This is a genomic window from Paraburkholderia phymatum, from assembly GCF_038900715.1.
Classification (GTDB): Bacteria; Pseudomonadota; Gammaproteobacteria; order Burkholderiales; family Burkholderiaceae; genus Paraburkholderia; species Paraburkholderia phymatum_A.
In genome coordinates, this window is record NZ_JAYMRZ010000010.1 from 245,963 (window position 1) to 267,428 (window position 21,466).

Here is a 21,466-nt window from a genome sequence, read left to right on the forward strand (position 1 = left end):
TGAGCGCCGCGCTCCATTCGCCGGCTACTCGTTCTTCGCGCCCGCCGCCACGTCCTCGTCTTTCTCCCATCCGCCGCCGAGCGCGAGGAACAGGTTCACCTGGTCGATCGCCACCTGACCGTCGGCGGCCGCCACCTGCGCGGCGACGCTCGTGAGCGTGCGCGTCGCGTCGAGATCGTCGATGAACGACTCGCGGCCTGCGGCATACAGCCGATGCGTTTCGTCCGCCGACTGCACGGCCGATTTGTACGCGGTGCGCAGCGCATCGGCGCGCGTCGTGTCGGATGCGTAGTTGGACAGGCTCGTCTGCGTTTCGCGCAGCGCGTTCAGCACGACACCGTCGAAGTGCGCGAGCGCGCCGCCCGTCGATGCCTCCGCTTCATGCACGCGCGCCCGTTGCCCGTTGATCGGGAACGTCCAGCTGATCAGCGGGCCGAATGCCCAGCGGTTCGTCGTCGCGCCCAACAGGTCCTCTGCGACGCCGACCGAGCCCACCGACGCGCCGAAGCTCACGGACGGATACAGCGCCGCCGTCGCGACGCCGATGCGCGCTGTCGACGACGCCAGTTGCCGCTCGGCCTGGCGCACGTCGGGGCGGCGCTTGAGCAGCGCGGCGCCATCGCCGACGGGAATCGGCTGCGCCAGATGCGGCACCTTGTTGCACGCGAGGGCGGCAGGCGGCAGATCCGACGGCGCGCGCGCAAGGAGCATCGCGAGCCGGTACTGCGCGGCGCGGCGGCGCGCAACGAAGCGCGGGATGTCGGCGGCGAGCGTGTCGGCCTGCGTCTGTCCGCGCGTGACGTCCGGCTGGTTGCCGCGTCCCGCGTCGCGCAGCCGCTGCGTGAGCTTGACCCGTTGCCGCTGCAACGACAGCGATTGCTGGGCGATCTTCAGTTCGTCGGCGGCCGAGCACGATTCGACATACGCGCGCACGACATCCGCGACCACCGTGATGCGCGCGAGATCGCTCGCGGCTTCGACGGCTTCGTCGTCGGCCGTCGCGGCCTCGACGCCGCGCCGCAGCTTGCCGAACAGATCGAATTCATATGACACGCTCAGGTCGAGCGCCCCTTCCGTGACGACGGGAAGCTTCTCCGTCAGCAGAAACTGTTCGGCCGATTCCTGAGCGCGCTGGAAAGCCGCGGACGTCTTGCCGGAGAAGCCGCCCTGTTCATTCGCGAAATCGACTTGCGCACGCGAGCGCGCGAGATTGGCCGCGGCGACGCGCAAATCGGTATTGGACGCCAACGCCTGCGAGACCAGCTGATCGAGCACGGGGTCGTCGTACAGACGCCACCACTTCGACGGCACGGGCTGTTGTGTGACGGGCGCGTTGTCCGCGCCGTCGATGGCCGCGTTCGCATAGGGCGCGTTGACCATCGCGTTGTCGGGCAGCTTGTAGTTCGGGCCGACCGTCATGCAGCCGCTCAGCGCCAGCGCGACGGGAAGCAGGACGGGCAGCCAGGCGCGGCGAGCGCGCGTTGCCGTCATGAACGGTTTGCGTTTCATCGTGATGCGCCCGAAGCAGGTTGCGTTGCGCCAGACGGCGACGCGCCGGCGATAGCCGCGCTCGCCGTCGATGCGCCCGCACGTGCGGAGGCCAATGCCGATGCCGGTGCGGCAGGCGCCGATGCAGCAATAGCATCCGAAGCATGCCTTCCGATCGACGGCCCGAGGCCCCGCACCGATACCGTCGCCGTGCGGCCCGCGATCATGCGGAAGTCGGCGGGAATTTCGTCGAGCGCGACGCGCACGGGTATGCGCTGCGCGAGACGCACCCAGCTGAACGCCGGGTTCACGTTCGGCAGCAGGTTGGCGCTTTGCTGGCGGTCGCGGTCCTCGATCGCGGCGACGATGCTCTGCACGTGTCCGCGCAATACGTTCGGCTCGCCCATCACCTTGATGTCGACGGGCTGGCCGATGTCGATGCCGTGCAGCTTCGTTTCCTCGAAGTAGCCGTCGACGCGGAACGAGTGCATGTCCACCACCGACAGCACCGCGCGTCCCGCCGACACGAACTCGCCGGCACGCGGCGCGCGGTCGTTCAGGTAGCCGTCGACGGGACTCACGATCACCGTGCGCTGCAGGTTCAAACGCGCTGTGTCGATCGCGACTTCGGCATCGGCGAGCGCGGCGGCCGCCTGCTCGACGCGCGAGTGCGTCTCTTCGACGGATTCGCGCGCGACGAGATTGCCCAGCGCGCGGTTGCGCGCGTCTTCGCGGCGCGCCTGATCGAGCGTCGCGCGGCGCTGCTGCGCGGTGGCCTGCGCGTTGCGCAGCGCAAGCTCGTAGCGCGCCTGGTCGATCACGAAGAGGACGTCGCCGCGCTTGACCGCCTGGTTGTCGACGACCTTCACTTGCGTGATGAGCCCGGACACGTCGGGTGCAACCTGGATGACGTCGGCGCGCACGTGGCCGTCGCGCGTCCACGGCGCGAACATGTAGTAGTCGACCAGCTTCCACAGCACGGCTGCCGCGATCGCGACGACGATGAGAGTGAGCAGGATCTGCCCGACGGAGAACCAGGTTTTTTTCACGTTATGAGCCGGTGCGAAACGATGACGACAAGCCCCAGCACCAGTACATAAATGCCGAGGTCGAAAATGGAACGGTGCCAGATGAAGCGATACACGCCGAGGCGCGCGAGCGCGGTGCGGATCGCCAGATTCAGCAGATAGGCGATGAACATCAGCACCAGCACGGCGGGCACGAATACGCCGAGAACGTCGATTTCGCCGATCATGTGCGTCGACAGAATGAAAAGGGTTGAGTGGCCATCAGGCGGGCGTCTCCTCTTGCGCGGGCGGATTGCCGCCTGGCGCCGTATGCGGCGGGTGCAGCGACAGGCGCATGCCGACGAGCGCATGCAGCGTGTCGCGCAGCCAGCGTTCGGCGGGCGGGGCAGTGCGGCTCTGCCCCTGGTCTTGCGCAGGTTCCTGTCCAGGCTGCGCGGGTTGCGTCGGTTCTGCTCGCTGTGATGCGCGTTGCGCCTCTTCGATGCCGCGCGACGTCACGCGCGCGACGGCGGCATCGATCGCATCGATCAGCGCAGGCGGCACCGGCTGCCGCGCGCGCCGTGCGATGCATTGCTCGAAATACTGCCGCACGCCTGAAAGCACGTCATCGATGGTGTCCTGCAAGTCGACTGTCAGCTTGCGGCGCGTGCGCCGAAGATCGAGCGCGTTCAGCGCGACGCGAAAATCGCGGAAGCTCTCGATCGACGGATGACGGTGCGAATCGGTTGCCGCGTGACGCGGCAGCAGTTGCATCAGCCGGTCGAGCATGCGTGCGTACAGATTGCGCTGGTCCTCGATCGCGGCCGTCGATGCGCTCACCACGACATCGGACCACGCGGAGCGCGTGAGCCGCTCAGCCGCGAGTTCGGCGCCGAAAGGACGCGTCGCGCGCGTCCAGATGAACGCGAACAGCAGGCCGCCGACGCCCGCCAGGTTGCTGTTGAGAAACACGAAGAAATCGGCTTCGTAAGCGCTCTGAATGCTGATGAACGTGGCCGTGTTGACGGCGACGAGCATCGTCACGAGATTGAACTGCGGGCGCGGAATCAGCGTGCCGATGATCAGGAACGGCCCGGCGAAGATCACGACCAGCATCGCGAAGTCGTGCACGTGCGGCAGCACCGCGAACACGTACAGGCCTGCGAACACGACGCTCGCGCAGGTCGAAAGAAAGAACTTGAAGACGGCGGGCGCGGGTTCGTCGAGCGCGGCGAAGAAGCAGCACGACACGGCCGCGAGCGTCACCGCGCCCGCGCCGTCGTTCCAGCCCGACGCGATCCACAGTCCGCACGCGAGGATGATCGCGCCGACCGCGGACACCGTCGAAAACAGCATCATCCCGCGATCGAAGAAACGCTCGGTGCCGCCCAGCCGCCAGTGACGAAAGCGCGGCTTCCACTGCGCCGTTTCGTGGACGATGCTCGCGCGCAGACAGCGGATGTCCTGCCACACGTCGACGACCTGGCCCAGACGCCAGAGCGCGTTCGACAGCAGCGCCACCTTCCAGTTTGCAAGCGATGCCGCAGGCGGCTTCATCGCGGCGATGCGCTCGCGCAGCGCTTCCGCCTCGCGGTCGGGTTCGTCGGCGTGCTTCGCTTCGAGCGCGGGCGATCTGATCCACTGCGCGACGTCCGCGAGCAGCGCCGCGATTTCGGGCGGCTGCGTGCCGCTCTCGCGCATCAGTTCGATCAGCGGATCGGCCATCGACGAAATCAGCGGCAGAAAGATCTGCATGCGCCCTTGCAACGCGCGCGCGCGGCGCACGATGTCGGGACGCGTGTGATCGTAGGTCAGCTGGCTCAGCAGGAATTCGAGGCCGTTGACGGTCGCCGCGAGCCGCTGGCGCGCAGCCGAAATCGGCGCGCCCGCGATGTGGCCGGACAGCGTCTCGCTTGCGTAGAACGCGGCATCGCGGAACCACGCGTCGGTGCGCTCGATCAGCGTCGGCGCGAGGCGGCTCGGAAACACGACGCTGCCCACGATGCTCGCGACCACGATGCCGAGCAGGATCTCTTCGGTACGCGTGATGGCGAGATCGAACACAGTCGTCGGATTGGTGACGGCGGGCAGCGCAATCAACGGCAGCGTGTAGCCGGCGAGCAGGCAAACATAGCTGCGCGCGGAGCGGTCGTTCATCGACAGGTAGAGCAGGGTGCCCGTCCACAACGCGACGATCACGCTGAACAGAAACGGCGACTCGACGAACGGCGGCACGATCAGCACGGCGCCCGCCGCGCCGATCGCCGTGCCGAGCGCGCGATACAGCGCCTTCGAGCGCGTCGCGCCGACGAACGGATTCGACACGATGTAGACAGTCGCCATCGCCCAGTACGGGCGCGGCAATTCGAGCGCAAGGCCGATGTACAGCGCGATCATCGCGGCCGCGAACGTCTTGGCGGAGAACAGCCAGTCGCGCAGTGATGGGTAGGCCATGGCGCTTACGCGTTGCCTTTGCTGCCGGAGCGGTCCGGCGCGCGTGCGGATGCGCCGTCGTCGCCGGGTGTGGCCTTGTCGGATGCGGGCGGTGTCGTGGTGGCATCCAGCGATGCGTTGAACGCATTCAGCACGCGCAGCGTCGTCTCCAGATCCGCGCGGCTCACGCCTTTGAGCACGCGCGCGCGCAGGTCCATCAGGCGCTCTTCCATGCGCGCGGTGACGACACGGCCTTCGTCGGTGAGCGTGATGGTTTTCGCGCGCTTGTCGTCGGGGTCTTCGTCGCGGCGCACGAGGCCCGCCGCGCACAGTTGGTCGAGCAGACGCACGAGCGACGGCCCTTCGATGCCGACTTGCTCCGCGAGCGTCACCTGGCGCACGGCCTCGCCGAGACGGTTGGCCGTCAGCAGCGGACCCGCGCAGGCTTCCGACACGTTGTACGCGGACAGCACGCTATGGCTCGTGCGGCGCCAGCGGCGCGCGGCGACGACCAGCGTGCTGCTGACCGAGCGGCGCAGGAGATGGAGATTAGCCATGGGGCGGGATTGTATGTCGGTTTTTATTCGTTAGCATCCTATCGACCTACAATTTTTAAGGAAATGCTTCAAACTTTTTCTCCATATGATGCGGAGCGCTGAAGCGCGCGGGCGGGGTCGCTCGAAGGGGACCCTAGCCCTGATTCTGGCATCCACATGTGACGCGCTCTGTGGCTTTGTCGCGCACCGTCTGCCGGACTTGGTCACGGTCGCGGTCAGGGTCGCGGTCACGGTGGAAATAATTGCTTGCGGCGCGTGCAAACAGGGCACTAACGAGGAAGTTATTCTTCGGTCTCGTCGCATTGAACAGGCGCTTGCTCACGCAGCTGATGGCCGCTTTTCTCGCGTGGTGCTCGTGGCCTGATGCGATCCGCGCGCTGTTCCAGGCCCGCATTGCGCGGCGCGCGACGACCGCCGACAAAAGCGAATCGTTGCCACGCGGCGCGCACTTTCGAAAGAATCGTTTTTATTTCGCCCAGCCCCTGCGCACGCGACCCGCGCCTGCCGATATCCAGCCAGTAGATCACCACTGATGCAAGTGGAAAGAACTACCGCATCGTTCCTGTATTGAACTCCCGTCAGCCGACGCGCGAATGTGCGCACTCGACGGAGCACCGTCGATGGCCTCATCAGCGATAGAGCGAGCGTCATTCATCAGGATGACGAAACGTATCGGACGGTCCGTCGACTTTTCATCAACACGCACGCTGCACTCACACATCAAAGCTTTTCGCCGGGCGCGACCTGGCAGTGGATTTTTTTGTCATGGTCAAACGACGTCAATTCCTCGGTTTACTGACCGCACTCGGCGGTGCTCACGTGCTGAGCGCATGCGGCGGAGGCGGCGGCTCGGGAGGCGGCGAGGGCGGCGCGACCGGCATTAGCGCCGACAGCACGACGGGCACCGCGTCGGGTACGACGGGTACGTCCGCGACGACAACGGCTACAAGCAGCGCAGGCGTGACCGCGGCGGCCGGGAACGGCAAGACGCCCGCTTCGGCGAATGACGCGAATGGCACGACTGCCGGCTCGTCGAACGGGAAGGGTCCGGCCTCATCCGGCGGAACGAACAAGGGTTCGTCGAGCGACTCATCGACGGGATCGTCGAACGATAGCTCGCCCGGATCGCCGAACGGCACGGCGATCCCGCCTGCCGCTTCGATTACTGACAATCAGGCCGCCGTCTGGACGCTCGTCGACGGATCGGTCTACCGCAACGGCGTAGCGGCGGGCAACACGTACAACGTGACGCTGCTGCTGTGGTACGGCGGCGCCCTCTATCACCAGGGCACGGGCGGGCAGTTCTATGGATGGAACGGCACGACCTGGTTCGCGTGCAACGATCCGCGCCTTGGCGGCACGTCCGCGGACGGCACGACGATTCCCGCGTCGGCGTACATCATCGACAAGGCGGGCGCGCTGTGGACGGTGGCCAACGGCGTCGTCCTTCGCAACAACGCTGCCGTCGGCGTGACGTCGAACGTGTCGATGCTGCTGTGGTATGGCGGCAAGCTCTGGTATCGGTCGACGGACGGGCAGTTCCATGTGTGCAGCGATCTCGACCAGTGGATGGCGTGCAGCGATCCGCGCATCGCCGTCGCGGCGACGAGCGGCACGTTCCACGGCATCAACGGGCATTACGACTATCGCTACACGCCGGACCAGATCGTATCGATCATGCGGAACATGGGCTGCTCGACCTATCGTGTCGGCTGCATCGACGATCCGACGTCGCTCGGCGCTGTCGTCAATCTTGCGCGGGCGTTCCAGGCAGCGGGGCTGACGCTGTTCGTGCTGGTCAATCTCGGCATCCGCGATTCGACCGGCTTGCCGTTCGCAAGCGAATCGGTGGCATACAGCCGCGGATTTTCATGCGGCGCGACAGTCGCGCGTGCGCTCGCGCCGTATGGCGTCGTGATGTACGAGTGCGGAAACGAATTGACGCGCGACGGCGCGATCATTCTCGACTCGACCAATGCGGGCACGAAGGCGGTCGACTTCAGCAACGTCTACTGGCCGATCATGCGCGGCGTGATGCGCGGGATGATCGACGGCGTGAAGTCGGCTCAATCCAATGCGAAATGCGGGATCAACTTCTGCGTCGCGGACATCGGCGCCGCCGATGCATTGTGGGACGGCAGGCAGCCGGACGGGACGAGCGGTCATCCGTTGGTGCGCTGGGATCTGACGACGTGGCACAACTACGAGGTGTACGGCGACATCTTCGATATCGGCTCCGACGGCTCGGGTCCCGGCTTCGATCTGCCGACTTACTGCAAGGCGCGTTATGGCGTGCCGTTCCTGCTGACCGAGTGGAACACCGGGCCGGAGAAGACCCAGTCGTATCGCGCGAACTACATCACGACGCGCTATGCGACTTACTACCAGGCGAGAAAGACGAAGAATATCCAGTCCGTGATGTACTACGTGCTCGATAGCGGCGATGAGACGTACGGCCTCATGATCGACGGTACGCCGGTGAATCTGCCGTATAACGCGTTTGTCGCGTTTGTCGCGGGGCACGCGGATAACTAGGGGTTTGTGGTTTGGTTGCGCGCCCCCGGCAATAGTGCTCCGTCGTGATTTTTCTGTCTGACTGACTCTATTGAATATTTTTAGATCGATTGATCAAAAATTCCACGCAGACTTGTTTGTTCGACGTCGCGTCAACCTTTGCACGACTTTCCGCATCAACAACGCGCTCTAGCATCAAAGCCCGACATTGACGGCCAGCAGATCGCGAGTCAACAGTAGCCGACGCATTGCGCGTCTGGCAAGGCTACCCGCACGACTAAAGGAACGCCCTCGCCATCCATTATCGCGAATCTAGATATCGCTTATTCGCGTCATTGTGTTGCTCGATAAAACGTTGACCGGCAGACTTTGATCCAAATCAAATTCGCAATCACGCATTCAGGAGACACACACATGCGTACTCAAGTCGGCATCGTCGGCGCTGGTCCTGCTGGACTGCTTCTCTCCCATCTTCTCCATTTGCAGGGTATCGACTCGGTCGTGCTCGAATCGCGCAGCCGCGAGCAGATCGAATCGACGATACGTGCAGGCGTGCTCGAACAGGGCACGATGGATCTGCTCACGGAAACAGGCGTCGGCGAGCGCATGAAAGCGGAGGGCGCGCTACATCATGGCTTTGAGCTCGCTTTCGAAGGCAAGCGCCGCCGCGTCGATCTCACGGACCTGACGGGTAAGGCGATTACCGTCTACGCGCAGCACGAAGTGATCAAGGATCTGGTTGCGGCGCGCGTCGCCGCGCATGCAGCACTGCATTTCGACGTGTCGGACGTATCGCTGCACGATATTGAAAGCGACACGCCGAGCATTCGTTATCGGCATCAAGGCGAAGCACGCGAACTGCAATGCGACTTCATCATCGGATGCGACGGCTCGCAGGGCATTTCGCGCAATGCCATTCCCGAAGCGCTGCGCCGCGATTATCAGCGTGTGTATCCGTTCGGCTGGTTCGGCATACTCGTCGAAGCGCCGCCATCCGCAGACGAATTGATCTACGCGCGCCACGAACGCGGCTTTGCACTGGTCAGCACGCGGTCGCCGAACGTGCAGCGCATGTACTTTCAATGCGATCCGAAGGACACCGTCGACAACTGGTCCGACGACCGCATCTGGGCCGAAATGCACGCACGTGTCGATTCCGACGATGGGCACAAGGTGGTGGAAGGCAAGATCTTCCAGAAGAACATCGTCGGCATGCGCAGTTTCGTATCGACAACGATGCAGCATGGCCGCCTGTTCCTTGCCGGTGACGCCGCGCACATCGTGCCGCCGACGGGCGCAAAGGGCCTGAACCTGGCAGTCTCCGACGTGCGAGTTCTATCGGATGCGCTGCGCGCGTTCTATCAGGAAGACCGCTCGGATCTGCTCGACAGCTATAGCGAAACGGCGCTCAAGCGTATCTGGCGCGCAGAGCATTTCTCGTACTGGATGACGCGCATGATGCACCGTCTCGACGATGCATCGCCATTCGAGCAGCAATTGCAAGTCGCGGAACTCGAGCATGTGACGACGTCACGCAGCGCGGCGATTTCGATGGCTGAGAACTATGTGGGCGCAGTCGCGGTATAAGCGGTACATGCGTTCAGCGCAATGAGATGTCGGTGTGTGCCGCGGCCCGGAAGTCGTTGGGTGTCGCGCCCGTCTGCTTGTGGAAATAACGGCTGAAATATGCCGCATTCTCGAAGCCAAGCGCGTGCGCGATCTGTTTGATCGTCAAATGTGAATAGACCAGATCGCGCCGTGCCTCTCGTATCGGATGCTCGTTGAAGAGTGACATCGGCAAATGGCCGGGTTCGTCCCGGCGAATGCGGCGCAATTGCGCGGCCGTGATGCAAAGTTTTTCCGCATAGAACTCGACAGGCCGATGCTCGCGGAAATGCGCGGCGACCAGTTCGCGAAAGCGCTTGACCTGGCCGCTGCGGCGACGGCGACAGCGCTCGTCGCCGGCATCGCACAACCTTGCTACTTGCACGAAAAGTGCATTCATCAGCGACATGCCCGCCGCAATATGACCGCGCGCATTGCAGCGGCATTCCTGTTCGAGCAGCGTGAAGGGCGGCATCAACGTGTCATTGCCCGCTGACATCTTCACGGGGGATGACGGCGGGGCGCTGGGTCACGGGCAGCAGGCCCAGGCGATAGCGCTTTCGAAAGCGACTCCAGAGCGCGTTGCGCAGCCGTAATAAAGCGGTGAGGTCTCAATGCAACGCTGCTACGTATCCGCGCTCGCTACGATCAGTCTTCCGCGACATTCCGCCGGCAAGGTTGGGTACGCGTAGGCGGACCTGCCGAACATACCCTCTCTGCTTCCCGGAATCGCCGCGGGCATGACGCTCTACAAGCGGCTATCAGACAAGCATTTCGCTCGCGCTGTGAACGTGCCGTTGATCGTCTCGCGCATCAGCTACTTCGGGTAGTAGAGCCGAGAGAGGGCGGTCGCATCGGCGATGCGCGCGCGGGATAGCGATTTGCCGGGTTCAATTCACGTTGGCGTTGCGCCATCGATCTGCGCAGCTTCGAAATTCATCACGCTGTGACGTAGCACGACTCGGCCACCAGGCACGCGCAGCGGACAGATCAGCGGCGATCAACCCGCTCCGAAGCGCAGCGGATTCAATGTGGCCGATGTGTATTTTCTGGACGCGGAACGCGGGTGAGGTTCGGGTTACTACGGTCATCCGGCATCGATCACAATGCACGTTTTGTCCGGGTTAATGTCGTCTCTGTCCATTGAGGGGAACGCGGCTCAGGCTCTAAATTGGCGTCACTAAACCCACCGGGCGCCTGCGAGAAACAAGATTACCTCGCACGCCACCCACCCGGGCATACCGCCAGCCGAGCGGTATGGTCGGGCGGCTCTAGAGGAGACACCGCCATGGCCCATCAGATCACCCTCCGTTTTGAGGACGGAGTGACCCGCTTCATCGAGTGCGAGGAGGGCGAGCGCGTCACCGATGCCGCCATTCGTGCCAAGCTCAATATTCCACTCGATTGCCGTGATGGTGTGTGTGGCACCTGCAAGGCGGTCTGCGAGTCCGGCGAGTACGTTCTGGGCGACTGCGTGGACGATGCGCTTAGCCCGGAGGAGGCGAGCGCCCGCAAGGTTCTCACCTGCCAGATGAGCCCACGCTCCGACTGCGTGATCCAGATCGCCACGAACTCCGATGTCTCGGGTACCGGCCCGTCGTCCCACGGCGGACGGATCGTCGCCTGCCAACGAGCGTCGGACAGCACGATCGTCTTCTCGGTCGAGCTCGAGAACCGCGCGGATCTCAGCTTCCTTCCTGGGCAGTATGTCAACGTCCGGGTGCCCGGCACCGATCAGACACGCTCATACTCCTTCAGCTCGGGGCCGTCCGAGCCGCACGTGTCCTTTCTTGTGCGCAATGTGCGTCAAGGGGTGATGTCGACGTGGCTTTGCGAATCCGCGAAAGTAGGGGACCCAATCGAGTTTCGCGGACCGATGGGAAGCTTCTACCTGCGCCCCATCGAGCGCCCGATGCTGTTTCTCGCGGGTGGCACGGGCCTCGCGCCATTCCTCTCGATGCTGGACAAGATCGTCGAGGACGGCGGCAGTCCGTATCCGATCCACATGATCCTGGGTGTGAACAACGATGAGGATCTGGTTGGCATCGACCGGCTCGAAACCTATGCGCAGCGCCTGCCGAACTTCACCTATGCCTGCACCGTCTCCAGCCCCGACAGTGCCTATCCCAACAAGGGCTATGTGACCCACCACATCATCGCCTCCCAGCTCAACGACGGCGATGCGGATGTCTATCTCTGCGGCCCGCCGCCGATGGTCGATGCGGTGCGCGATTTTCTCTCGTCCGAAGGGCTGACGCCGCGCAACTTCTACTATGAGAAGTTCGCCGGCACCGGCCTGGTGGTTCAGACGGGCGAGGAGCATATCGCTCCTGTCGATGTCGATGAAGCCTTCGACCTGCGCATGGCTCTCGAACTGGGGGCGGCTCAGTTGACCATGGGCCGGCTGTCGAGCGAGCAATTGATCCTCTTCCGCCAGCTCGCCGAGGCGACGGCGCCGTTCGTGTCCGGGCAGCGCTTTACCGATGTTGCGCGCTACATCGACGCAAATCACGCCTTCCACCTGTTCACGATCGAAGCTTCCGGGAACGCCCAGCTGATCGCGCTCTACCGGCAACTGGCCGTGCAGGACTACATCGCCCGCGCGCTGACCGACCAGATCGAGATCGTCGGCGATATCGTCCAGCAGCACCGGGACATTGTCGCCGCCTTCGAACTGGGCGACCTGAACAAGGCGCGAGACGTGATTGCGCTGCACGCACTCCATTCCAAGGCCACGATGAGCAGGGCGCTGGAGCGTAGGGCGATGGGCAAGACGGCACCCATGGCGGCGCCCGTGGCAGCCGCGCCCCTTTCTCTCCCGTCTGCCGTGCCGGCGAGTGTGCCGCAGGTCTGCCCATTCACGGGCAGCACACTTCCGCCCTATTCACACGAACTGGACTGGCCCGAGGGGCTGGAGCCATTCAAGGTAGTCGACGACGGCTCACAAGGCGACCCTTACGAGCACTATCGCTGGATGCGGGAGCATGCGCCCGTGCTGCGTTGCGAGTCGGCGACTTCGGACGTGTGGTTCCTCTCGCGCTATGACGATGTCTACCAGGCGATCCGCAACCCGAAGCTGTTTTCCTCCGAGGTCGTCAGCCCGCCACCGCTGACGTTCCTGACGCTGTTCGATGCGCCCGACCACTCGCGGTTACGCAAGGTCGTCCAGCCGTCCTTCCTGCCGCTGGCGCTCGATCCGTTTATCGACCAGATCGCGCAAAGGGCGGAGGACCTGCTCGACGCGATGATCGCCAAAGGCGGCGGTGATGTCGTCGACGATTTCGCCATCCCGCTCAGCATCTCGACCATCTCGGCGATGATCGACGTGCCGAACGAGGATGAGGAGAAGATGAAGTTCTGGTCGGACGAGACCTTCAGCTACTTCGGGCGCCTCGCGCGCAATGCGCCTGGGACGGGCACCGACGAACAGAGCGCGAAGGCCTTCTTCGCTTACCTGAAGGAAGCGATGGAGCGGCTCGCTCTCACCGACAGCCAGTCGATCGGCGGGCATATCGCGCGCATGTGGAAGGACGGGCTGCTGTCGGAAAAGGAAGCGAAGGAGTTGTGTGCCTTCGTGTTCATCGCCGGGCACGACACGACGACTATCCTCGTCGCCAACGCTTTTCGCATGTTCGCCGAACGGCCGGATCTGCTGGGACGTATCCGCGAAAACCCCGCCGACGCTGACCGTTTCGTCGAGGAGGTGGCGCGCTATCGCGGTACCGTCCAGCGCGTGAGCCGCATCACCACCGAGGCAACCACTGTCGCGGGCGTCGATCTGCCCAAGGGCGCGGTCGTGCGATTGCTGCTGTCGGCTGCGAACCGCGACAGCCGCAAGTTTGCAGAAGGCGAGACGTTCGACATCGACCGCGATTCCAGCGGCCACCTGGGTTTCGGCAACGGCATGCACAAATGCCTTGGCGCGCCGCTTGCCAAGCTGGAGACGCTGATCGCGACGAAAGCGCTGGCCCGCAAGATCGGCGACATTGAGCTCGATCCGGCAAGGCCGATCCAGTATGTGCGAGGCAACAACCTGACCAATTCCGGCCCGCAGAACCTGTTCGTCAAGCTGGGTGGGTTATCGGCCTGAACGGGATGAGGGAGCGAGGTCGAGTCAGTCCGCCGCTCCCTTTCCAGGCGGCAGGGATCGATCGTGGGCTGCAGAGCGGTATTCGGTCGGCCGGAGTCCCGTCTGCTTGCGGAAGAAGCGACCAAAATAGGCCTCGTCCTGAAAGCCCAGTTCACTGGCGATCTGCTTCACGCTGAGCGTCGAATAGCCGAGCAGCCGCTTGGCCTCATGGATCGAGCGTGCATCGATCGCCTCGATGGCCGAGACCCCGAAGGTGGCGCGGCAGATACGGGAGAGCTGGCCGGTGGTGACGCCCATCTCGTCGGCATAGCTGGCGACCGGCCGCCGCTCACGGCAATGGCGGTCGAGCAGGGCGCGAAACCGCTCGATCCGCGCGGCCATTGTCCGCTGCTCGGAACTGGCTGAAAGCCGGGCGCTCTCGCTGAGGCGCCCGATCTTGACGAACAGGGTGATCGTCAGCGCTGCGCCTGCGGTGAACTGCCAGCGCTCGTGGCTCTCCGCCTCGTGTCCGATCGACTGAAACAGGGTCTCCAGGGGTGTGCCGCGCTCGACGTCGGGGTCGATTGACAGCACCGTCGGCGTGCGCATGAATTCCAGCAGCTCGGGCGCGGCCGTCATTGCCAGCGATTCGAGCGCAGGCTGCGCGGCGGTGATCACGTGGCCATCGATGTCGCTGCGAAAGTGAAAGCCGTGGACCGCGCGCGCTGGCACGACGATCAGGCATGGCGCAACGACCGCCCAGGTCTTGCCGTCGATGAAGGTCTCGCCGCCCCCGCTCGTGATGTAGAGCACCTGGATCAGCGCATCGTGGACGTGCGGCTTGATGTCGAAGTCGAAACGGCCGGCACGCAGGGGAATGGGTTCGTAATGCACCATGTCGACCCATGATTGATCGGCTTCCGCGCCATAGAGCGCGAAATGAAGAACGGTCCGGCGGCGCTGTTGGTCATTGGCCATGATGCACGTTATGTCCTGCTCTATGTGATCTCTGTCCATTGTTCCACAGGCGCTGGAGGCGTTCAATGGCGATACAAATTTCAGGAAGCTAATCGCATGAGCAATCTTAGGAGAGTTAACGACATGGGACAGGAACGTGAAAACCGTGCTGCTGCCTCGGCCCCATACGGGCTGAACCTGGACGGAAAGGTCTGCGTGGTCACGGGTGCGGGCAGTGGCATTGGTGCCGGCATCGCGCGCGCGTTCGCCGATGTCGGAGCACATGTGGCCCTCGTGGATCGGAATCTTGCCGGTGCTGAAGCTGTCGCTGGCGAACTTCGGAAGGCCGGTGCGGTGGCGCAGGCGATCGGCTGTGACGTATCGGACGAAGCATCGGTTGCCGCCGCTGCGGGCGAGGTTCGCGCGGCACTCGGACCGGCCAGCGTGCTCGTCAACAATGCAGGACTTCTGCGCGCCGGACCTCTCGAGACGGTCTCGATCGAGGACTGGAACCAGGCCATCGCCGTGAACCTGACGGGCTATCTTCTTTGTGCGCGAGCTTTCGGACGCGACATGCTGGCGGCGGGCAAGGGCAGTATCGTCCACGTGGCCTCGATTGCGGCACTCAATCCGCAGACCAATAGCGGTTCCTATAGTCCGAGCAAGGCGGGCGTGCTGCTGCTCTCGCGGCAGTTGGCGTCGGAGTGGGGCCCACGCGGTGTGCGCAGCAACTGCGTGCTGCCTGGCATGATCCGTACCGCGCTGTCCGCGAAGTTCTATGAGGAGCCCGGCTTCGAGGCTCGCCGCGCCGCCGCTACCGCGAGCCGTCGCATCGGCGAGCCGGAGGACCTCGCCGGCCCGGCCCTGTTCCTCGCCTCCGACCTGGCGGCCTACGTCAATGGCGCGGAGGTGCTTGTCGACGGCGGGCTCGATTGCATGCTGATGGACATGGTCCCGCGCCCCGGCTTCAACGCCACTGCGGCCGCGTGAACGCCATCACACCATAACGACAAGGAGACTGGATATGACCAATGAGATCAAGTGTGATCTGGTCGTGGTTGGATCGGGTGCTGCGGGCCTCGCCACGGCGATCACTGCACGCAAGCGCGGCCTCGATGTCATCGTGCTCGAAAAAGAGCCCGTGTTCGGTGGCACCACCGCGCTGTCGGGCGGAGTCATGTGGATTCCGCTGAGCAAGTATGGCCGGCAGCAGAACCCCGCTGACACCGTCGAGCGCGTGCGCGAATACATGATGAGCGAGACGGGCAACAACTACGATGCCGCCGCGGTCCAATGCTTTATCGAGAATGGGCCGAAAATGGTCGAGTTCTTCGAGCGAGAGACCGAGATGAAGTTCGTGCCCACGCTCTATCCGGACTATCACCCGGATGCGCCCGGCGGCGTCGACATCGGCCGCTCGATTCTCGCCGCGCCCTATGACATTCGCGGGCTGGGCAAGGACATGCAACGCCTCAAGCCGCCGCTCGAGACGATTACCTTCATGGGGATGATGTTCAATTCCTCGAACGCGGACCTCAAGCACTTCTTCCGCGCGACGAAGTCTATTGTTTCATTCCTCTATGTGGCCCGCCGGCTGGCTACGCACATCAAGGAGCTGACGCTTTACCGGCGAGGGATCAACGTAACGAGCGGCAACGCGCTCGCCGCGAGGCTTGCGAAGTCAGCGCTGGCGATCGACATTCCGATCCTCACTTCGACGCCCGTGAAGGAACTGCTGAGCGAGAACGGCAAGGTGGTCGGTGTGCGCGCGAGCGCGGCTGACGGTGACCTTCGCGTCACCGCCCGGCACGGCGTCGTACTGGCTTGCGGCGGCTTTCCGCATGATCTCAAGCGCATCGCGCGGGTCTATCCGCATGTGAAGCGTGGAGGTGAGCATCTCTCGCCCACGCCCGTTGGCAATACGGGCGACGGGCTGACCATGGCGGAGAAGGTGGGGGGTGCCGTGAAGCTCGGCTTCTCCGATGCGTCGGCCTGGATGCCTGTTTCAAGCGTGCCCTTCGGCAAGGGCCGCACGGGCGTATTCCCGCACCTGCTCGACCGCTATAAGCCCGGCGTGATCGGCGTGCTGCGCAGCGGTCGGCGTTTCACCAATGAATCGAACTCCTACCACGATGTTGGCTCGGCGCTGATCCGTGCCTGCGAGGGTGAGCGGGAGACGGCGATGTGGCTGATCTGCGATAAGGTCGCGCTGGGCAAGTATGGACTGGGCTATGCCAAGCCTGCGCCGATGCCCGTGGGGCCGTTGCTACGCAAAGGCTACCTCATCAAGGGCGAGACGATCCGCGAGCTGGCGCGCAATTGCGGGATTGTTCCTGATGCGCTTGAGATGACGGTCTGTGCGTACAACCTCGATGCCGAGCGCGGAGAGGACCCGGCGTTCCGTCGCGGTCGCACATCGTTCAACCGTTATCTCGCCGATCCTGACAACAAGCCTAATCCGTGCGTCGCGCCGATCACGACCGGCCCCTTCTATGCGGTGAAGGTGGTGATGGGCGATCTGGGCACGTTCGATGGCCTCAGTACCAGCGTCACCGGCGAGGTCCTGCGCGCCGACGGCAGCCAGATCGAAGGCCTTTACGCGGTCGGCAATGACCGGCGCAGCGTCATGGGCGGCAACTATCCGGGCGCCGGTATCACCCATGGGCCCAACATGACTTTCGGCTATGTCACGGGTAATGCCATCGCCAGCAAAGCCATGACCTGCAAGGAGAAGGTACACGCATGAGCATCCACCCAATGTATCTGGCAAAGCCTCTCGTGGATTTCCGGGTCTACACCATCGCGCTGCGCAAGATGCCCGAGTTTCTCGATGTGTTTGACAGGCTCGCCATGCCAATCCTGCTCGAGACGCTTGGACATCCGCTCGGTTTTTGGACAAGTGTGGTCGGAGCGCAGAACCAGTTCACCCACCTTTGGGGGTATGAAGATCTGACGGACTACGAACGACGGTGCCTTGCACGTGATACGCATCCGGATTTCCCGGCCTATCTCAAGGCATCGGGCCATCTGATCACGGCACAGGAGACACGGCTCATTCGTGCCGCCGCGCTGGGCAGTGTCGCAGAGTAGGCCGATGCTCTAGTGTTTTACTGTTAGTCGACAGGCACGCATCGGATCGCGCCGGTCTTTGATGGCAGGCGCGAGCGATGCCGGCATGCTGCTCTCGATCGGTAGATCACGTTCGAACGGCGACTGTGATCAACACGCACATCGTAATTTTCCCCGCGGCGCACGTCAGATCGATGTCGCGGGGCGCAAGGCAATATCGGCGCTTACGACGACGGCGCCATTTGAATAGATTGAATAGCACATTTTATTAGCGTTACTAATTAGGTGCGGCATGGCAGCTTGCTGACTGGAGAATGCTCGCCAGAATCTGCTCAGTGAGTGAGTTAGTGAGCTGCAAAGACCTAGGTCGCTCCACAGCGATAGCGCTGACCCGCAAAGTGCTGAATGACGTTCCTGTCGAACGACTTGCCAGGCTGTTTTTAATGGCCAACATTATGCCGAGTTGAGCACACGTATATCGGCAATTATTGCCGCGATCAAACCAGCCATTTTTGTCCATCGATGGTTCCAAAATCGAAAAAGGGACGCATAAGCGATTGATTTTTATGCCAGAATACGCGGCGGATGCGTGGGCTCATCGAACTGCCGTGGGTCAAGTGCGGGTCTTCCAGTAAATATTGCGCATCCCGTTTTCAGCTTCAACGTTTCTCTCGCTTTTAGGGGTATGTAATATGGGTAGTCTCAGCATCGGTCACTGGCTTATCGTGTTAGCCATTGTTGCGCTTGTTTTCGGTACCAAGAAGCTCCGGTCAGCCGGCTCGGACTTGGGCGTTGCCGTCAAGGCTTTCAAGGAAGGCATGGGCGATTCAGCCACGCGGGCCACTAATCCGGTTGCGACCGCGGCGACAATCGACACCCCGGCGAAGGACGTGCTCCCGAGATAAGCAGAAAAAGGGCGCGGGGCCGCTCGATCCACCCCGTCCCCGAATCGGGCGCAATCTTGTGCGCCCTTACCGAGCGGGCGCAGTAGGACAGGTGAGCGTCTGCTGACGTCCGTCTCGCCGCGTGGCCCAGAACCAACCTACATCAACAGAGAAGAGCTCGGCAGGTCTTCTAGCGGTGGCTCATGCGCCGGGAAGTGCTTCCATGGCTCGGCATTCTCCTCAGCCCGATAATCGCGAGTGCCGCGATGGCACTGAGTTCAGTTTCGGTGCTGATGGTGGCGTGGCATCATCCGATGCGTATGCATCGATACGGTGGCCTTGCGTCCAAAGCTTCTTGCAACCGCGCATTCGGGCTCCGCGTTTCAGATGATGGCAGTGCACAAGGCATTGACCGAATCGACGCGCTCGACATGCCCGATCAGTCCGCGCGGACTGGCGCTGCAATAACGCGCCTACGTATCCCGGCCTGTGAATGCCGAGCCGAACATTTCGTTAGTCGCCTCGGCGTTTGCTCACAGTCTCGACGGATTGCAGGCAAAGATCAGCAGCAGGCCGAAGATGATCGGCAACACCGAGACGAGTGCGAACGCCATGTAGAAAGTCCCCGTCGCATTGACGATGAATCCTGTGATGAGCGGCGCGAGTATGCCGGCCGTCGATCCGATCCCCGTTGTCAGGCTCGATGCGGCGCCTCCATGCTCGGGGCACGCGTCGACGGGGATCGCGAAGAACACGGGATTGGCGATGAAGTTGATCAGGCTTGCCGTGCTGATCAACGCCACGATCGCATGCGTGTCCGACAGGACCAGCGAGAGGCTGATCAGCGCGCCCGTCGCAATCAGACATGCACCCGCCAGATAGCTACGCGCCCAGCGCAGATTGCGTGTGCGCCGGTAGACGAAATCCGATACGGGGCCCGAAAGCAGTGCGCCGATCGTCATCGAAATCCACGGCAGCACGCCGAGAAAGCTCACGTGCGAGAACGCGATGTGCCGCTCGCGCACGAGCCACGTCGGCAGGAAGTTGAGCAGGAAATACAGAACATAGGCCGACGAGAAGAACGCGAGGCCTGTGAGCCAGAGCGTGCGGCTGCGCAACACGATGCCCCACGGCACCTTCGAGCGCGGCGCGGCATCCGCGGCCGGCGAAGCGGACGCACGAGCGTGCTCAGGTCCATCGTGCACGAAGAACTTGCAAAGGATCGCCCACAGAATGCCGATCGCGCCGAGCAGGACGAACGGCGCCTGCCATCCATAACTCGACGTCAGCCACACCGCGCACGGGATGATCAGCAGCGAGCCGAGAGGAATGCCCGCCCCCATCAGCGATGCGGCGCGCCCGTGTTCTTCCTTGCTGAACCAGTTGCCGATCAGTTGCGAGCCGCTCGGAAAGACGACGCCTTCGCTGACGCCGAACAAAAGCCGCAGCACGAAGAGGCTCAGAAAGCCCGTTGCAAATGCAACCAGAGTGATAGCGCACGACCACAGCGTCGAAAACCAGATGTAGGTGCGCTTAGGTCCGAGCCATCCGACGATGCCGCCGCCCAGAAACACCATCACCACATAGCCCCAGCCGAACGCGCTGGCAATGAGGCCGAACTGGCGCATGTCCAGCTCGAAGGACTTGATCAGCACGGGTGCGACCACGCCTAGCACGCCGCGATCTGCGTAGTTGATGATCGTGATGGCGAACAACAGCCAGGCGATCGTCCATCGGTTGCCTTTCGTGGCGGCAACCGCCTGCGCACTATAGTCCGAGGCTGCCATGATCGTGTCTCCTCGTGTCTGCTCGTGGGACCAGCAAGACGCGCGCCTCGACGCACGCCTGGAAAGCCTGCACGGTTCAGCCTAGAAAACGTATGCAATCATGTCAACAAAAATGTTGACGGATGCACGTTTTCCCTGTGTTCACTTGGCTGTGCCGGTATCAAGCAGATTTTCCATGTGCGCCCCGATTGCAATCACCGATGAAAACAAGATTGTTGACATGTTTGCAGACTATTACTAGCATCGAATGGAAGGCATACCATGCGGACCCAATCCGGCAAACCGATGAAACAGGGCAAACCAGCAGGCAACGCGACGGGCGGCACGCCGGCGCGCAAGACGGCGAAGAACGCCGCCACGGTCGCGAGATCCGCGAAGAGTGCGAAGCCGAAGCGCGCGCCCAGTGGCGACGAAGTGTTCCGCACGCTGCGCGATGCGATCGTCGCGCAGCGCATTCCGCCCGGCGGGCGGCTGCGCGAGCAGGAACTGGCCGATGAATACGGAATCGCGCGTTCGCGCGTACGCGATGTACTGGCGTTGCTCGAACAACGCGGCCTTGTCGAGCGCATTCCGAATCGCGGTGCGATCGTCGTGAAGTTCGACGCGTCGCAGATCTTCGAATTCTATGAAGTGCGCGAAGTGCTCGAAGGACTGCTGGTGAGGCTCGCCACCGAAAAGACGGACCCTTCGAGCTGGCAGGATCTCGTCGATCTGTTCGAAGGGCCGATGCGCACCTATGTCGAGAACAACGACTTCGAGGCGTTTCTGACGGGCTACGCGGCGTTCCGCCAGCGCGTGCTCGAAGCGGCGAACAATCCCGTGCTGACGACGATGATCGACGGCATCTACGAGAAGACGCAGGCGGTGATCCGCCGCGTGATCATCCTGCCGGGGCGTGCCGAGCAGGGCTTGAAAGAGCACTGCGCGGTGCTCGCGGCGATGCGCCGCGGCGACGCGGAGGAAGCCGAGCGCTGCCGGCGCGAGAACATGCGCAGCGCGCGCGAATTCATCAAGCGGTACAAGAACTTCATCGTCTGAGCAGGAAAAGCTAGCTGGCAACGAACAGGCGGCGCGGCGCGCGCGGCCGGGGAGTCGC

General features: G+C 63.2%; 17 protein-coding genes. 9 read left to right on the forward strand and 8 right to left on the reverse strand.

Features of this window, described 5'->3' with window-relative positions; genetic code table 11:
• Positions 1-24: 24 nt before the first annotated feature.
• From VSR68_RS20145 to VSR68_RS20165, 5 genes are read right to left on the reverse strand one after another with little or no spacing between them, the layout of a single operon-like run.
• Positions 25-1,509, reverse strand: coding sequence for an efflux transporter outer membrane subunit (locus VSR68_RS20145; protein WP_342941515.1), 1,485 nt, complete (start codon positions 1,507-1,509; stop codon positions 25-27).
• Positions 1,506-2,537: an HlyD family secretion protein gene (locus VSR68_RS20150; RefSeq protein ID WP_342941516.1), complete on the reverse strand. Its 1,032-nt coding sequence runs from the start codon at positions 2,535-2,537 to the stop codon at positions 1,506-1,508. Before VSR68_RS20150 ends, VSR68_RS20145 begins: the two co-directional genes overlap by 4 nt.
• Positions 2,534-2,743 carry a DUF1656 domain-containing protein gene (locus tag VSR68_RS20155; protein WP_342941517.1) on the reverse strand — a complete coding sequence of 70 codons (210 nt, stop codon included), beginning with the start codon at positions 2,741-2,743 and terminating at the stop codon, positions 2,534-2,536. Before VSR68_RS20155 ends, VSR68_RS20150 begins: the two co-directional genes overlap by 4 nt.
• A 34-nt stretch (positions 2,744-2,777) precedes the next feature.
• Positions 2,778-4,949: an FUSC family protein gene (locus tag VSR68_RS20160; RefSeq protein WP_342941518.1), complete on the reverse strand. Its 2,172-nt coding sequence runs from the start codon at positions 4,947-4,949 to the stop codon at positions 2,778-2,780.
• A 5-nt stretch (positions 4,950-4,954) separates the two neighbouring features.
• Complete coding sequence (locus tag VSR68_RS20165) at positions 4,955-5,485, reverse strand: MarR family winged helix-turn-helix transcriptional regulator (RefSeq protein WP_342941519.1); 531 nt, start codon at positions 5,483-5,485, stop codon at positions 4,955-4,957.
• 314 nt (positions 5,486-5,799) lie between these two features.
• Here VSR68_RS20165 and VSR68_RS20170 point away from each other — a divergent pair, with 314 nt between their 5' ends.
• The 3 genes from VSR68_RS20170 (at position 5,800) to VSR68_RS20180 (ending at position 9,586) form a co-directional block, all read left to right on the forward strand.
• Complete coding sequence (locus tag VSR68_RS20170; protein WP_342941520.1) at positions 5,800-6,018, forward strand: hypothetical protein; 219 nt, start codon at positions 5,800-5,802, stop codon at positions 6,016-6,018.
• 232 nt (positions 6,019-6,250) lie between these two features.
• Positions 6,251-8,020, forward strand: a complete 1,770-nt coding sequence (locus VSR68_RS20175) for a hypothetical protein (RefSeq protein WP_342941521.1) — start codon at positions 6,251-6,253, stop codon at positions 8,018-8,020.
• 393 nt (positions 8,021-8,413) lie between these two features.
• Positions 8,414-9,586, forward strand: coding sequence for a 4-hydroxybenzoate 3-monooxygenase (locus tag VSR68_RS20180; protein ID WP_342941522.1), 1,173 nt, complete (start codon positions 8,414-8,416; stop codon positions 9,584-9,586).
• Between the two features lie 13 nt (positions 9,587-9,599).
• Here VSR68_RS20180 and VSR68_RS20185 read toward each other — a convergent pair whose 3' ends face one another.
• Positions 9,600-10,079 (reverse strand): helix-turn-helix transcriptional regulator, encoded by a 480-nt coding sequence (locus VSR68_RS20185; RefSeq protein ID WP_342941523.1) that lies wholly within the window; start codon positions 10,077-10,079, stop codon positions 9,600-9,602.
• Positions 10,080-10,892: 813 nt separating this feature from the next.
• Between VSR68_RS20185 and benC the strand changes: the two genes are divergently transcribed.
• Positions 10,893-13,694, forward strand: a complete 2,802-nt coding sequence (benC, locus tag VSR68_RS20190; RefSeq protein WP_342941524.1) for a benzoate 1,2-dioxygenase electron transfer component BenC — start codon at positions 10,893-10,895, stop codon at positions 13,692-13,694.
• Between the two features lie 24 nt (positions 13,695-13,718).
• Here benC and VSR68_RS20195 read toward each other — a convergent pair whose 3' ends face one another.
• Positions 13,719-14,651 (reverse strand): helix-turn-helix domain-containing protein, encoded by a 933-nt coding sequence (locus tag VSR68_RS20195; RefSeq protein WP_342941525.1) that lies wholly within the window; start codon positions 14,649-14,651, stop codon positions 13,719-13,721.
• A gap of 123 nt (positions 14,652-14,774) precedes the next feature.
• Between VSR68_RS20195 and VSR68_RS20200 the strand changes: the two genes are divergently transcribed.
• The 4 genes from VSR68_RS20200 (at position 14,775) to tatA (ending at position 18,604) form a co-directional block, all read left to right on the forward strand.
• Positions 14,775-15,620: an SDR family oxidoreductase gene (locus VSR68_RS20200; protein WP_342941569.1), complete on the forward strand. Its 846-nt coding sequence runs from the start codon at positions 14,775-14,777 to the stop codon at positions 15,618-15,620.
• A gap of 34 nt (positions 15,621-15,654) precedes the next feature.
• Positions 15,655-17,376 carry an FAD-dependent oxidoreductase gene (locus VSR68_RS20205; RefSeq protein ID WP_342941526.1) on the forward strand — a complete coding sequence of 574 codons (1,722 nt, stop codon included), beginning with the start codon at positions 15,655-15,657 and terminating at the stop codon, positions 17,374-17,376.
• Positions 17,373-17,720 (forward strand): NIPSNAP family protein, encoded by a 348-nt coding sequence (locus tag VSR68_RS20210; protein WP_342941527.1) that lies wholly within the window; start codon positions 17,373-17,375, stop codon positions 17,718-17,720. The genes VSR68_RS20205 and VSR68_RS20210 overlap by 4 nt, the downstream gene beginning before the upstream one ends.
• 671 nt (positions 17,721-18,391) lie before the next feature.
• Positions 18,392-18,604, forward strand: a complete 213-nt coding sequence (gene tatA, locus VSR68_RS20215) for a Sec-independent protein translocase subunit TatA (protein WP_342941528.1) — start codon at positions 18,392-18,394, stop codon at positions 18,602-18,604.
• Between the two features lie 512 nt (positions 18,605-19,116).
• Here tatA and VSR68_RS20220 read toward each other — a convergent pair.
• The gene (locus VSR68_RS20220) at positions 19,117-20,370 is read right to left on the reverse strand and encodes an MFS transporter (RefSeq protein WP_342941529.1); all 1,254 of its coding nucleotides are present in this window, start codon (positions 20,368-20,370) and stop codon (positions 19,117-19,119) included.
• A gap of 261 nt (positions 20,371-20,631) precedes the next feature.
• Here VSR68_RS20220 and VSR68_RS20225 point away from each other — a divergent pair, with 261 nt between their 5' ends.
• Positions 20,632-21,408, forward strand: a complete 777-nt coding sequence (locus VSR68_RS20225) for a GntR family transcriptional regulator (protein WP_342941530.1) — start codon at positions 20,632-20,634, stop codon at positions 21,406-21,408.
• Positions 21,409-21,466: the final 58 nt, after the last annotated feature.

Excerpts from the sequence above, each read along its gene's own strand:
- VSR68_RS20145 (WP_342941515.1), bottom strand. The coding sequence starts at position 1,509 with ATGAAACGCAAACCGTTCATGACGGCAACGCGCGCTCGCCGCGCCTGG.
- VSR68_RS20155 (WP_342941517.1), bottom strand. The coding sequence starts at position 2,743 with ATGATCGGCGAAATCGACGTTCTCGGCGTATTCGTGCCCGCCGTGCTG.
- VSR68_RS20160 (WP_342941518.1), bottom strand. The coding sequence starts at position 4,949 with ATGGCCTACCCATCACTGCGCGACTGGCTGTTCTCCGCCAAGACGTTC.
- VSR68_RS20165 (WP_342941519.1), bottom strand. The coding sequence starts at position 5,485 with ATGGCTAATCTCCATCTCCTGCGCCGCTCGGTCAGCAGCACGCTGGTC.
- VSR68_RS20175 (WP_342941521.1), top strand. The coding sequence starts at position 6,251 with ATGGTCAAACGACGTCAATTCCTCGGTTTACTGACCGCACTCGGCGGT.
- VSR68_RS20180 (WP_342941522.1), top strand. The coding sequence starts at position 8,414 with ATGCGTACTCAAGTCGGCATCGTCGGCGCTGGTCCTGCTGGACTGCTT.
- VSR68_RS20185 (WP_342941523.1), bottom strand. The coding sequence starts at position 10,079 with ATGCCGCCCTTCACGCTGCTCGAACAGGAATGCCGCTGCAATGCGCGC.
- benC (WP_342941524.1), top strand. The coding sequence starts at position 10,893 with ATGGCCCATCAGATCACCCTCCGTTTTGAGGACGGAGTGACCCGCTTC.
- VSR68_RS20195 (WP_342941525.1), bottom strand. The coding sequence starts at position 14,651 with ATGGCCAATGACCAACAGCGCCGCCGGACCGTTCTTCATTTCGCGCTC.
- VSR68_RS20200 (WP_342941569.1), top strand. The coding sequence starts at position 14,775 with ATGGGACAGGAACGTGAAAACCGTGCTGCTGCCTCGGCCCCATACGGG.
- VSR68_RS20205 (WP_342941526.1), top strand. The coding sequence starts at position 15,655 with ATGACCAATGAGATCAAGTGTGATCTGGTCGTGGTTGGATCGGGTGCT.
- VSR68_RS20210 (WP_342941527.1), top strand. The coding sequence starts at position 17,373 with ATGAGCATCCACCCAATGTATCTGGCAAAGCCTCTCGTGGATTTCCGG.
- tatA (WP_342941528.1), top strand. The coding sequence starts at position 18,392 with ATGGGTAGTCTCAGCATCGGTCACTGGCTTATCGTGTTAGCCATTGTT.
- VSR68_RS20220 (WP_342941529.1), bottom strand. The coding sequence starts at position 20,370 with ATGGCAGCCTCGGACTATAGTGCGCAGGCGGTTGCCGCCACGAAAGGC.
- VSR68_RS20225 (WP_342941530.1), top strand. The coding sequence starts at position 20,632 with ATGCGGACCCAATCCGGCAAACCGATGAAACAGGGCAAACCAGCAGGC.